The sequence below is a fragment of the Luteibacter yeojuensis genome, from assembly GCF_011742875.1.
Taxonomy (GTDB): Bacteria; Pseudomonadota; Gammaproteobacteria; order Xanthomonadales; family Rhodanobacteraceae; genus Luteibacter; species Luteibacter yeojuensis.
Map to the genome: position 1 here is coordinate 224,170 of NZ_JAAQTL010000001.1, position 11,855 is coordinate 236,024.

11 protein-coding genes are annotated in these 11,855 nt (G+C 68.3%); 2 read left to right on the plus strand and 9 right to left on the minus strand.

Annotated features, from left to right (window positions below; genetic code table 11):
• Positions 1 to 18 precede the first annotated feature (18 nt).
• Positions 19 to 3,306: an Rne/Rng family ribonuclease gene (locus HBF32_RS01025; protein ID WP_166697780.1), complete on the minus strand. Its 3,288-nt coding sequence runs from the start codon at positions 3,304 to 3,306 to the stop codon at positions 19 to 21.
• Positions 3,307 to 3,657: 351 nt separating this feature from the next.
• On the opposite strand from HBF32_RS01025, the gene HBF32_RS01030 reads away from it, so the two are divergent.
• Positions 3,658 to 4,605, plus strand: coding sequence for an RluA family pseudouridine synthase (locus tag HBF32_RS01030; RefSeq protein WP_166697781.1), 948 nt, complete (start codon positions 3,658 to 3,660; stop codon positions 4,603 to 4,605).
• 30 nt (positions 4,606 to 4,635) lie between these two features.
• Here the strand turns inward: HBF32_RS01030 and HBF32_RS01035 are convergent, their stop codons facing one another.
• Both HBF32_RS01035 and HBF32_RS01040 read right to left on the minus strand, forming a co-directional pair.
• Positions 4,636 to 6,051 carry a CPBP family glutamic-type intramembrane protease gene (locus tag HBF32_RS01035; RefSeq protein ID WP_166697782.1) on the minus strand — a complete coding sequence of 472 codons (1,416 nt, stop codon included), beginning with the start codon at positions 6,049 to 6,051 and terminating at the stop codon, positions 4,636 to 4,638.
• A 1-nt stretch (position 6,052) separates the two neighbouring features.
• Positions 6,053 to 6,394 carry a 4a-hydroxytetrahydrobiopterin dehydratase gene (locus tag HBF32_RS01040; RefSeq protein WP_166697783.1) on the minus strand — a complete coding sequence of 114 codons (342 nt, stop codon included), beginning with the start codon at positions 6,392 to 6,394 and terminating at the stop codon, positions 6,053 to 6,055.
• A 139-nt stretch (positions 6,395 to 6,533) separates the two neighbouring features.
• Between HBF32_RS01040 and HBF32_RS01045 the strand changes: the two genes are divergently transcribed.
• Entirely contained in the window at positions 6,534 to 7,124 is a 591-nt protein-coding gene (locus HBF32_RS01045) for an NfuA family Fe-S biogenesis protein (RefSeq protein WP_166697784.1), read from the plus strand.
• Positions 7,125 to 7,232: 108 nt separating this feature from the next.
• Here the strand turns inward: HBF32_RS01045 and HBF32_RS01050 are convergent, their stop codons facing one another.
• The 6 genes from HBF32_RS01050 to HBF32_RS01075 form a co-directional block, all read right to left on the minus strand.
• Complete coding sequence (locus HBF32_RS01050; RefSeq protein ID WP_166697785.1) at positions 7,233 to 7,583, minus strand: c-type cytochrome; 351 nt, start codon at positions 7,581 to 7,583, stop codon at positions 7,233 to 7,235.
• A gap of 17 nt (positions 7,584 to 7,600) precedes the next feature.
• Positions 7,601 to 7,921 (minus strand): c-type cytochrome, encoded by a 321-nt coding sequence (locus HBF32_RS01055; protein ID WP_166697786.1) that lies wholly within the window; start codon positions 7,919 to 7,921, stop codon positions 7,601 to 7,603.
• A gap of 86 nt (positions 7,922 to 8,007) precedes the next feature.
• Positions 8,008 to 9,240 (minus strand): TraB/GumN family protein, encoded by a 1,233-nt coding sequence (locus HBF32_RS01060; protein WP_166697787.1) that lies wholly within the window; start codon positions 9,238 to 9,240, stop codon positions 8,008 to 8,010.
• 22 nt (positions 9,241 to 9,262) lie between these two features.
• A complete protein-coding gene (locus HBF32_RS01065; RefSeq protein WP_166697788.1) occupies positions 9,263 to 10,153 on the minus strand; it encodes a carbon-nitrogen hydrolase in 891 nt (296 codons plus the stop codon).
• A 16-nt stretch (positions 10,154 to 10,169) separates the two neighbouring features.
• The gene (locus tag HBF32_RS01070; RefSeq protein ID WP_166697789.1) at positions 10,170 to 11,207 is read right to left on the minus strand and encodes an agmatine deiminase family protein; all 1,038 of its coding nucleotides are present in this window, start codon (positions 11,205 to 11,207) and stop codon (positions 10,170 to 10,172) included.
• A gap of 189 nt (positions 11,208 to 11,396) precedes the next feature.
• Positions 11,397 to 11,738 carry a hypothetical protein gene (locus tag HBF32_RS01075; protein WP_166697790.1) on the minus strand — a complete coding sequence of 114 codons (342 nt, stop codon included), beginning with the start codon at positions 11,736 to 11,738 and terminating at the stop codon, positions 11,397 to 11,399.
• Between the last annotated feature and the right edge of the window lie 117 nt (positions 11,739 to 11,855).

The following is an 11,855-nucleotide window of genomic DNA, read 5'->3' on the forward strand; positions in this document are numbered from 1 at the left end:
GGCGTTCTTTTATCTGGATCACTGCTCGTTGTGTGGCTCGTGCCTCGGGCGGGTGAGAAGGTCGCCCTGCGCCGGCGGTGTCCAGCCGGGCGTGGGTGCCGGCGGCGGACCCGGATGCGACACCGGCGACACGTTCGATGCCTCGGCAGACTTCGGCGTGGCCTGGACCGCGGGAGCCTTCGTCTCTTCTTCCCCCGTTTCCTGCGCAGGCGCCTCGCTCACCGTTTCCTTCACCACCGGGGCCGGGGCGGGAGCCGCGGCGGGGATCGGAGCGGGAGCGGGAGCCGGAGCCGGAGCCGGCGTCTTCTCGACAGAAGCCGGTTCATCGGCTGGAGCCGGCGGCGTCTCCTGCGAGACGGCGGTCGCCTCGCGGGACGTCTTCACGACGGGTGCCTCTGCCTCATCCGGCAGGAAGCCACGCGCCGGCGCGTCGAGGCCCACGCCAGCTGCCGGGGGAGCAACGGCCACGACATCTTCGATGGCGGGAGGCTCGACCGGCGTGGGGGCCGCCATCGGTGCCGCGGCGGGTACCGGTGCGGAGCCCGTCACCGGCGCGCTCTTCAGTGGCGCATCCGATTCGGTCTGGCGGCGCTCGGTGGTGCGGGTCTGGGCCGAATCCGCCGGCGTGGCCGCGTCGGCGGCGTGCGTCGAGTGCGTCATCGCGGCCGGACTGCCGGGAATCGGCGGCAGCTTCGGAAGGGTGGGAAGGGTGAGAGCGGACGGGACGGACTCGTCGTCGGAGGGCTCCGCGGGGCGCGTCGCCAAGCCGGTCGGTGCTTCCACGGCGAACGCATTCTCTGCGGCGGCCGCCGTGTCGAGCACCGGCGGCACGCTCGGGCCCGAGCGCGCGGTCTCGACCGGCATCTCGTCGTCACCGTCCTCGTCGTCGAGATCTTCGACGCTGTTCACGCCCTCGATCGCACCGGCCTGGGCGCCGTCTTCCTGGCGACGACGGCGGCGGCCGCCACGGCGGCCGCGACGACGGCGCTGGCCGCCCTCGGTTTCCTTGGCGCCTTCGCTCGGCGGGATGCCCGAGTCGGCGGCGATCGTCGCCTCGATGTCGGTGACGGGTGCGTCGGCAGGCGTCGACGCCAGCTTCTCGTCAGCCTTGGCAGCGACGGGGGCGGGCGCCTTTTCGACCGGCGCGCGAGGCGGCACGGGCGGCTGGGTCTGGACGGCGGTTGCCGCGGCCGTGGCGGTCACGGCCTTTTCGACCTTCTCGCCCTGGGGCTGGCGCTCGCCGCGCGGCTGGCGGCGGTTCTCCCCCTGGGCGGCCTGTTCCTGGCGGCCCTGGCGACCCTGCTGCTGGCCGTCCTTCTGGCGGCCCTGCTGCTTGTCTTCGCCCTGGCGAGCGGACTGCTCGCCACGGCCCTGCTTGCCACCCTTCGCCTGCTGGCCGCGGGCCTGTTGCTGGGCGTTATCCTTGCGCTGGCCTTGCTGGCCACCACGCTGCTCGCCACTCTTGCCGCGACCTTCGGTGCCGCGACGCTCGTCGCGACGGCCACCGCGCTCGCCGCGGCCGCCCTGACGGGCGTCCTCGCGGCGGGCAGGCGCCGCAGGCTGGGCGGCGGGAGCGGCGGGAGCGCCGCCACCGAACAGACTGCCGAAGAGGCGGGAGAAGAAACCGCCGGTGGAAGGGGCGGGTGCGGCCTGGCGCGCGGGCTGGGCCGGCGCGGCAGGAACCTCGACGTCGTCGTCGCGCAGCGGAGCCGGCGTGGACGGCACCACGCCGGTGACCAGCGGCTGCTCGCCGCTGCCCAGCGCCTGGCCCATCTTCGGAAGCGCGGTGGCCACCGCGGGCGTGGTCCGCTCGTAGCTCGGCTTGCTGTGCTCGCCCATGTCCGCTTCGCGGATGCGGGTGATCTCGAGGTGCGGCGTTTCCAGTTTGTCGTCGGCGACCACCACCACGTGCACACTGTGGCGGAGTTCGATCTCGACGATGCTGGCGCGCTTCTCGTTGAGCAGGAAGTTGGCGACCGCCGGCGGCGCCTGCACCAGGACCTGCCCGGTGTTTTCCTTCATCGCGTGTTCTTCGATCAGGCGCAGGGTCGACAGCGCCAGCGATTCCACGCTGCGGATATGGCCATGGCCTTCGCAGCGCGGGCAGACGATCTGGGTGGCCTCGCCGAGGCTAGGACGCAGTCGCTGGCGCGACATCTCGAGCAGGCCGAAGCGCGAAATGCGACCGATCTGGACGCGGGCGCGGTCGGCCTTGAGGGCGTCCTTGAGGCGCTCCTCCACCTCGCGCTGGTGGCGCGGGCTGTCCATGTCGATGAAGTCGATGACGATGAGGCCGCCCGCATCGCGGATGCGCAGCTGGCGGGCGATCTCGGTGGCGGCCTCGAGGTTGGTGTTGAACGCCGTTTCCTCGATGTCGCTGCCCTTGGTGGCCTTCGACGAGTTGATGTCGATGGCCGTGAGCGCTTCCGTCTGGTCGATGACGATCGAGCCGCCGGAGGGCAGGCGTACGTTGCGCTCGAAGATGCTCTCGATCTGGGTCTCGATCTGGTAGCGCGAGAACAGCGGTGTCGGATCCTGGTACAGCTTCAGCTTGCGCAGGTTGTTGGGCATCACCTGCTGCACGAAATCGCGGGCGTCGCTGAACAGCGATTCCTCGTCGATCAGGATTTCGCCGATGTCGTTACGCAGGTAGTCGCGCAGGGCACGGATGAACAGCTTGGATTCCTGGTAGATCAGGAACGGGGCCTTCTGCGAGTTCGCGGCGGCCGAGATCGACTTCCACAGCTGCAGGAGGTAATCCAGATCCCACTGGAGCTCCTCGGCGTCGCGGCCCATGCCGGCGGTGCGCACGATGAGACCCATCTCGTCGGGCACCGAGAGGTGCTCCATGGCTTCCTTGAGGGCCTGCCTGTCTTCGCCCTCGATACGGCGCGAGACGCCGCCGGCACGGGGGTTGTTCGGCATCAGCACCATGTAGCGGCCGGCCAGGCTGATGAACGTGGTGAGGGCGGCGCCCTTGTTGCCGCGCTCCTCTTTCTCGACCTGGACGATGATTTCCTGGCCTTCCTTGAGGAGTTCGCGGATGTTCGACTTACTTTCCGCGTTCGGGTTGAAGTACTCCCGGGCGACTTCCTTCAGCGGGAGGAAGCCGTGGCGCTCGGCGCCGTAGTCGACGAAGCAGGCTTCGAGGGAAGGTTCGACGCGGGTGATGCGGCCCTTGTAGATGTTGGCCTTTTTCTGTTCCCTGGACGGGATTTCGATGTCGAGGTCGTAAAGGTTCTGGCCATCGACGATGGCCACACGCAACTCTTCGCGCTGAGTCGCGTTGATCAACATACGCTTCATTTGTAGGTTCCTCGGCCTTGCCGCGCGGCCGCGCGCCGCGGTGGCGCCCATGTGGCGGCCTGCCGGGGATCGCGCCGCAGCGGTGAGGCTTCAAGCGGCATGGGATCCGGGACCGATACCTGGACCCGGCGTGATTCGTGAATAAGCGCCTTGCAACCGGTCCGCATCCCTACGGATTAGCCGGACAACCGCAACCCGAACCGCTACGATGTGGGGTGTCCCCGCCTTCCGACCCCTCGGACGGAACGGCGCGACACTCGCCTTACGCGGCGGCACCGGCACCCCGCGAGAGATGAGTCTTCAGCGGAGCCTGGCGCTCGCCGAGTATCCTATCAATTTCGAGTTTTATCAATGCAGACGGCAACTTCCCTCGACGGCGGCCAAGGTGTGCGCCAGGTCGAAATCGGTCCCGAACGGGACGGTCAGCGCGTGGACAACGCGCTGATGACCCTGCTCAAGGGGGTGCCGCGCAGCCTGGTCTACCGCCTGCTGAGAACCGGGCAGGTCCGCATCAACGGCAAGCGCGCCAAGCCGGAAACCCGCCTCGCGCTGGGCGACATGCTGCGCATCCCGCCCGTCCGCGTGGCCGAGCGCGAGGAGGGCGTGGCGCCGTCGGGCATGGTGAGGGCGGTGGCCGACTCGGTCATCTTCGAGGACAAGCACTTCCTCGTGATCGACAAGCCGGTGGGCATCGCCGCCCACGGCGGCAGCGGGGTGAGTCACGGCGCCATCGAGCTGCTTCGCGCCGCGCGGCCGAACGAACACCTGGAGCTGGTCCACCGTCTCGACCGCGACACCAGCGGCGTGCTGGTCCTGGCCCGGTCACGTCCGGGGCTCACCGGCCTCCAGGCGCTCATCCGGGACAACGAGGTGACCAAGCAGTACCTCTGTCTCATGACCGGGACGCCGCGCAAGGCGAAGTTCGACGTCAATGCACCCCTCCTGAAGTCCGTTCTCCACGGAGGCGAACGGATGGTGCGCGTGGACGACGCCGGCAAGCCTTCGCTCACCTTCTTCCAGGAGCTGGAGCAATATCCGGGCGCGCGGCTGATGCAGGCCACCCTGGGCACGGGCCGCACCCACCAGATCCGCGTGCACGCCCAGTACGTCGGTCACCCCCTGGCGGGCGACCCGAAATACGGCGACGAGGAAGCCAACAAGCGCTTCCGCGCCAAGGGCTTGAAGCGCATGTTCCTGCACGCGTCGAGGATGAGTTTCGACCTTGGCGGCCGGAACTACGATTTTTCCGTCCCGTTGCCGGACGATCTCAAGGTATTCCTCGACAATCTCCGCGGTTGACCCCTGGCGGTCGTAGCCAGGCCGCCACGGTCATTGCAGGAACCGAGCGCTGACTTCCAGCGAACGCAGCAGCCCGCCGGCGAGTCCGGCCTGCAGCAGCACCGCGCTCGCCGCATGCGCTACCGCCACGGGGAGCAGCGCGCGTCGATGGAAATACCACCATGCCCAGCCCAGTTCGGCCACGAAGCAAAGCTGCATCAGCAGTCCGTTGGGCGTGTGCAGCAGGGCGAAGGCCAGTGCCGTGAACAGGGCGGCCCATGAGCGGGGGAGCACCCTTGCCAGCAAGGCGCCCACGACGGCCAGGACGAGCCATTGCTGAAAGAAGGCCCAGCCGACGTAAAGCAGGATGCGCCCAGGGGATGGCCATAGCGGTGCATGGCCGAGCGTGAGGACGATGGCGAAGGCCACCGGGACGGCGAGCAGGGGCCAGGCGGCAGCCCGCCAGGTGCCGAGCCAATGCCAGCCGGGGAGGATTCGGCGCGAGGCGAGGAGGAACGCGTAGGCCGTGCCGGCCACGAACATCGCGATGCCCGCGGTAGCGGGATTGGGGCCGAGGCCGAGACCGGCGATGAACCAGAGGGGGCCGGTCAGGACGAGGACGGCGTCGATGGGGTCGGACAGGCTGCGGCCGGAGCCGCTGGGTCCCTTCCTGCGCCGGGACGAGGACAGCGCCAGGAGCGCGAGGTAGACGACGGGGGGAATCCAGCTCGACCGGGGTGGAACGGCACGCGTCGGCGTGGCCGTTCCGAAGGTAACGAGCGGATCGGCGGCGCGCTGGGTGTCGCGCCAGGCCAGGAGACCCTCGGCCGAAAGACCCGGGGGGAGGGACAGGGAGCGTGGTGCGACCGGGCTTCCATCGGCACGCAGTGCGGCCTGATCGAGCACAAGGGTGGCCCCGGCCGGGAGGGTCGCACGGAGGCGCAACATCGCGGCACGCGTGGGCGGGCTCGCCCTGTGGCCCATGTCGTCGGTCCAGGCCAGTCGTCGCAGGGAAATCGGCCGTGACAGGTCTTTGGGCCCCAGCTTGCCCAGAGGGGCCTGCAGCAAGGGCCCGTCGAGCGTCTCGCGTACGGCCAGTCCGTAGACCCCCGTGGCGGAAGCGCGGGCTCGCCATTCCAGGCTGTCGAGCCGGACGAGATCCGGCACCCGGGCCAGCGGAAGGCCGACCTCCATGGGCCTGCCGTCCGTGGCACGAAGGATCAGGCCCGCCTGGGATGCGCCGAGCGACCCGCCGCCGAAGGCGCGACCGGCGACGACGTCGTCCGCTTCACGGAAACGCCAGGACCAGGGTGAGCCGCCCGTCGCATACGCGGCGCGATCGGCCGCGCTTCGCGACTCGATGGCGGCGCGCACGACGGCCGCCGCCAGATACGGCAGCGCGACCAGCAGCGCGAGTCCCAGGAGGACCGTCGCCGGTGTCGTCCATCGGAATCCTCCGGAGGGCACCTCAGCGATTCAGCAGGGCCTCGACGCGCGCCGCGCAGATGAAATCGTTCAGCGAGAGGCCGCCCACGTCATGGGTCGACCAAAGGACCTGGCAATGCCCGTAGCCGGCCTCGAGGTCCGGATGGTGGTCCTCCTGGTTGGCCATGAAGCCCACCGCATTGATGAAGCCCAGCGTGTGGTGAAAATCCGGGAATCGGAAATCCTTGACGATGGCCTTGCCGTCATCGCTCAGCTTCCAGCCGGGCAGGCCGGCGAGGTATCCATCGACGGCGGCGCGGTCGAGGGCATGTTCCGGGCCCTTGCGCGGCTGGGAGTGCTGGGTGGCGAGCGGGGAAAGAGTCATCGTGGGGTGTCCGTCCGGGAAAGCGGGAAGCGTGGCGCGCGGCTGGTTGAATTGTCAAAAGGCGGCGCCCACGTCGAAAGCGTACTAAAATGGTGCTGTTTTCCGGCGTCCCCGGGCCAGACCCATCTTCGGAGCCATCATGATCGATATCTCGGAGCGTGCGCAGGCGCATTTCCTGCGCCTCCTCGCACAGCAGGGCGAAGACGGCCTCGGCATCCGCCTGCGCGTCGTCGCCGCGGGCACGCCGTCCGCCCAATGCGAGCTGGAGTTCTGCTCCGTTTCGGAATTGCAGGGCGACGAATGGACGGTGGAGTGCGAAGGCTTCCGTCTTTACGTCGATTCCGAAAGCATGCGTTGGCTCGATCCGGCGAACATCGACTACGAGACCACGCCCACCGGCAGCCAGCTCAACATCCGCGCCCCGCGCATCAAGGGCGACGCGCCCGGTGAGGGAGCCGGTCTCGTCGAGCGCGTGCAGTTCGTTCTCGAGACGGAAATCGGTCCGCAGATCGCATCGCACGGCGGACGCATCTCGCTGGTCGAGGTGACGGCCGATGGCATCGTGGTGCTGCGTTTCGGCGGCGGCTGCCACGGCTGTGGCATGGTCGACGTCACCCTGAAGAATGGCGTGGAAAAAACCTTGCGCGAGCGTATTCCGGAGGTCACCGAGGTGCGCGACGCCACGGACCACGAAACGGGCGAGAAGCCGTATTTCGCACGGGCTGGCTGAGCGGAATGCTGTTGTAGGAGCCGCTATGGCGGCGAGAGGACTCTACCTCGCCGCATCGTCGCTCTGTCGGCTTCTCGCCGCTATAGCGGCTCCTACAGCGACGGGCGGTTACTCGCCCTGGATATGGTTCTCGAGACCCTGCAGCTTCGTCGGCATCGTGGCGAAATACGCCGAGATATCGTTGATGTCCTGGTCCGACAAGGTAGCGGCGAAGCCTTTCATCACGAGGTTGCTGCGGCGGCCGTCCTTGTATTCGTGCAGGGCCTGCGCGAGGTAATCGGCATACTGGCCGGCAAGGCGCGGGTACTGCGGATCGACGGCGTTGCCGTCCTTGCCGTGGCAGGCCACGCAGGTGGCGGTCTTGGTCTTGCCGCGCGCCGGATCGCCGGCGGCGAAGGTCTGGGTGGCGGTCAGCGCGAGGAGCGCGCCGATGGCAATCAGGGAAAACCCACGGGTCATCGTTCGTCCTCGGCGGCTTACTTGGCGATGCTGGAAAGGTAGGCGGCGATATCCGAGATGTCCTGGTCGGACAGGCTCTGTGCCTGGGCGCTCATCGTCGGATGCTTGCGTTCGCCGCTCTTATAGGCCTTCAGCGCGTTGACGATGTATTGCTCGTTCTGGCCGACGATATGCGGCACGTGGTAGTCGGGATACACGTTGGAGTAACCCGGCACGCCATGGCAGCCGTTGCAGGTGTAGACGAGTTCCCGCCCCCTGGCTTTATCCCCTTCGGCATGCGCGGCGGACGCGGCGCACAGAGCTACAGCAATCAGACCAACCAGTTGCAGACGCTTCATTAAGAGTTCCCTGGGTGCCGGGCGGGGCCGGGGTTGAATAGCCCCGGAAGTATAGATGCCTGCCGCGACGAGGGACAACTCGGGTATCAGAACAGGCTGCGGATGATGTGGATGCCCGCGATGTATTCGCCCGCGATGGTGCCGATGCTCACCAGGAAAAAATTGAGCAGGGTGCGCGCCACGCGGTTCTTCCACCAGCCGGTCCAGTGGGTGATGTCGTCGCGCAGCCGCTCGAAATCCATCACGCGGGGTTTGCGTACCCAGGCCTCGGCCATGGCGCTGACGGCACCGGAGGGGATGCCCGGTCGGAAGGGTTTCAGGGGCGCGGCGACGAAGGCGGCCACGATGGACAGCGGGTGCGCACCGGCCAGCAGGGCGCCGAGCGCGGACAGGCCGCCGGTGAGCAGGATCCAGTTCTTCAGCGCGTCGGCGCCGAGGCTGGGGTTGCGGTAGAAGGCGAAGCCGATGGCGGCGAAGATCGCCAGCACCAGGCCCACCGCAAGAAGTTTCGGCCACTTCGCCGCCGGTGGCGTCACCGCCAGCTCGTCGGCGATGGCACCCGCGTCGCCATGCTGTTCGGCGAGCTGCGCGGTCATGCCCTTCAGGTGGCCGGCGCCGATGACCACGAGTACCTTGCGGCTGGGTGCGGATGCGTCCATCGCCGCGCCGTTCTCACGCAGTTTCGCGGCCATGAATTCGTCGCGTTCGGCGATCAGCGCGCGGTAGAGCGGCGCGGAGCCGGCCGCGAATTCGCTGAAAGCGCTCTCGAGCAGGTCGGACTGCTTCAGCTTCTCGATGTCTTCCTCGGCGATGTCCTCACGCTCGAAGACGCTGCCGAGCATGCCGGCCATGAGGCCGAAACGCTGGAAGAAGCCCACGCTGCGCCACGCCCGCTTGAGGGTGGTGCCCACTTCGCGGTCCACCAGCCAGACCGGGATGCCGCGGGCATCGGCGCCGTCCATCGCCGCCTTCATTTCCGCGCCCGGCTCGATGCCGTACTGCGCGGCGAGGCGCTTCTGGAACGAGCCGAGTACCAGGCTCGCCGCGACCATGCCGGCCTTGCCCTGGCGGATGACCTGGAACAGGTCCATCTGCTTGAACGCTTCCGGGTCGCGGATGCCGTGCGCGCGGCTCGGGCAGAGTTCGACGGCCACGGCGTCGAAGCGCTCGGTTTCCAGCAACGCGTCCACCGCCTGCACGCTGGCGCGCGATACGTGCGCCGTGCCGAGGATCGTGTATTCGACACCGTCGCGCATCATGCGCTCGATGGGCTGGCCTTCCAGGGCGGCGGGTGTGGCGACGTTCTCGGCGGGAATCATGCGGCGGGAGGTCCTTCGGGAATCAGTCGCGGAAACGCTTGGTCAGGTCGCCGTAGGCGTCGATGCGGCGGTCGCGGAGGAACGGCCAGATGCGGCGCACGTGTTCGCTGCGCTCCATGTCCACCTCGCAAACCAGCAGTTCGCGGCCATCCGTACCCGCCTGCGCAAGGAATTCGCCCTGCGGACCGGCCACGAAGCTCGAGCCCCAGAACTGGATGCCGCTGCCCACGTTGGACGGATCGGCCTCGTAGCCGGTGCGGTTGCACGAGAGCAGCGGAAGGCCGTTGGCGACGGCATGGCCGCGCTGGACGGTGATCCAGGCCTCGCGCTGGCGCGCCTTCTCCTCGTCGGAGTCGTTGGGGTCCCAGCCGATCGCCGTGGGATAGAACAGCAGGTCGGCGCCCGCCAGCGCCATCAGGCGCGCGGCTTCCGGATACCACTGGTCCCAGCACACGAGCACGCCGAGCTTGCCCACCGAGGTAGGAATCGGCTCGAAGCCGAGGTCGCCCGGCGTGAAGTAGAACTTCTCGTAGAAGGCCGGATCGTCGGGGATGTGCATCTTGCGATACTTGCCCGCGATTTCGCGCGAGCGGTCGAAGACCACCGCCGTGTTGTGATACAGGCCGGTGGCGCGCTTCTCGAAAATCGAGGCGACCACGACGAGCTTCAGTTCCTCGGCGAGCTTGCCGATGCGATCCGTGCCCGGGCCGGGGATCGTCTCGGCGAGGTCGAACACGTCGACGCTCTCGCGCTGGCAGAAATAGGGGCCGTTGTGCAGCTCCTGGAGCAGCACGAGCTCCACGCCGGCCTTCGCGGCCTCGCGCAGCCCGGCCTCGATGGCATCGAGGTTGGCGTCGCGGTTGCCACGGTCGGTTTCCTGGAGGAGGGCGACCTTGAGGGTCTTGCGGGTCATGGATGTTCCTCGAGTGTCAGGCGGCAATCGCCGCCGGCAGCTGCATGGTGATGCAGTGCAGGCTGCCGTTCTGCCAGATCAGCGGACGGCAGGGCACCTGGACCACCTCGCGGCCCGGATGGGCCATGCCGATGATCCGCGCGGCTTCCGCATCCGCTCGGTCGCCGTAGGCCGGCACCAGCACCGCGCCGTTGACGATCAGGTAGTTCGCGTAGGACGCGGCGAGCCGGCGGCCTTCGTCCAGGATCGGCCGGGCCCACGGCAGCGGATGCAGGACATAGGGTTTGCCTCCCGGCGAACGCAGCTCGGCGAGTTCCGAAGCCATCCGGCCGAGTTCCTCGAAATGCGGATCGCCGGCGTCGTCGCAGGCCTGGTACACGATGCCGCCGTCCTCGGAGAAGCGCGCCAGCGTATCGATATGGGCGTCGGTGTCGTCACCTTCAAGATAGCCGTGCTCCAGCCACAGCACGCGGTCGGCGTGCAGGGTGGTGGCCAGCGTGTCGGTCATCGTCTCGCGGGAGAGATCCGGGTGGCGCTGGTTCAGGCACTTCCAGGTGGTGAGGATGGTGCCGCGGCCGTCGCTCTCGATGCCGCCGCCTTCCAGTGCCCAGTCGATGCGCCGGTGCGGCAGCCCCGCCAGCACGCCGCGCTCGAGCAGTCCCGCGATCAGCGCGTCGTCCTGCTCGGCGCCGAACTTGCCACCCCAGCCGGTGAACCGGTAGTCGTTGAGCAAGACCCCGTCGGGGCCGGTGAGGGTGATCGGGCCGGAGTCGCGCAGCCAGGTGTCGTCATACGGCAGCTCGATGAAGTGCACGCGCGACATGTCCGCGCCGGCCCGTTCGATCGCCAGGCGCGCGTGCTCGCGCAGCTCGGTGCCGGCCACGACGATGTACAGCGGCTCGAAACGGGTCACGGCGGCGGCGAGCGCCACGTAGGTGGTTTCGACCTCGGCCAGTCGCTCGGCCCAGTCGGTGCCCGCGTGCGGCCAGGCGATCAGCACGCCGGCCTGTGGTTCCCATTCGGCGGGCAGGCGGTAGGAGGAGCGGTCGGTCATGGCGGGCGAGGGCGGCAAAGGGGAGCCCGCTATTCTAGCCGACCTTGGTACACTGAACGGAGCCCGCCTGCGCGAGCCGCAGGAAGCCTTGTAGGAGCCGCTATAGCGGCGAGGGGAACTTGCCTCGCGGCTTCATTGCTCCGTGGGCTTCTCGCCGCTATAGCGGCTCCTACAGTTTCGGCTGGCGGGTTACTTCGGATTCGCGGGATTCGTATTGTTCCCGGCCGGCGTGTTCAGCACCGTGTGGATCACGTGGCTGCGCTCGAAGTAGACGATGTAACCGGGGTACATCCAGCGGTTGATCACCGGCTGCTTGCGGCTGCCGCCGCCGCGGGCGTCGAGCTTGGAGGTGGGCGCGCCGAAGCGGCGCTCCACTTCGGCCATGCTCATGCCTTTCTTCGGCAGGTTCATCGACTGCTCCTGCTTCACGCGTTGCATGAGCAGGGTGTCGCCGGCGCGCGCGGACGGGGCCACGGAGGCCGAGACGACAGCCAGTGCGATGGCGGTGAAAACAGGCTTGAAAGTATTCATGACGGCTCCGTCGCGCTCCCCATGCGGCGCAGGACGCCGTTGTAACAGATCGCCCCGGGGCACGCCATGGGCGGCGCGTGGCGGATCGCGCGGCTGTGTGCTGCGTCGCGTTTCGGG

Bases quoted from the DNA above. Each gene is read 5' to 3' on its own strand.
- HBF32_RS01025 (WP_166697780.1), bottom strand. From the start codon at position 3,306: ATGAAGCGTATGTTGATCAACGCGACTCAGCGCGAAGAGTTGCGTGTG.
- HBF32_RS01030 (WP_166697781.1), top strand. From the start codon at position 3,658: ATGCAGACGGCAACTTCCCTCGACGGCGGCCAAGGTGTGCGCCAGGTC.
- HBF32_RS01040 (WP_166697783.1), bottom strand. From the start codon at position 6,394: ATGACTCTTTCCCCGCTCGCCACCCAGCACTCCCAGCCGCGCAAGGGC.
- HBF32_RS01045 (WP_166697784.1), top strand. From the start codon at position 6,534: ATGATCGATATCTCGGAGCGTGCGCAGGCGCATTTCCTGCGCCTCCTC.
- HBF32_RS01050 (WP_166697785.1), bottom strand. From the start codon at position 7,583: ATGACCCGTGGGTTTTCCCTGATTGCCATCGGCGCGCTCCTCGCGCTG.
- HBF32_RS01055 (WP_166697786.1), bottom strand. From the start codon at position 7,921: ATGAAGCGTCTGCAACTGGTTGGTCTGATTGCTGTAGCTCTGTGCGCC.
- HBF32_RS01060 (WP_166697787.1), bottom strand. From the start codon at position 9,240: ATGATTCCCGCCGAGAACGTCGCCACACCCGCCGCCCTGGAAGGCCAG.
- HBF32_RS01065 (WP_166697788.1), bottom strand. From the start codon at position 10,153: ATGACCCGCAAGACCCTCAAGGTCGCCCTCCTCCAGGAAACCGACCGT.
- HBF32_RS01070 (WP_166697789.1), bottom strand. From the start codon at position 11,207: ATGACCGACCGCTCCTCCTACCGCCTGCCCGCCGAATGGGAACCACAG.
- HBF32_RS01075 (WP_166697790.1), bottom strand. From the start codon at position 11,738: ATGAATACTTTCAAGCCTGTTTTCACCGCCATCGCACTGGCTGTCGTC.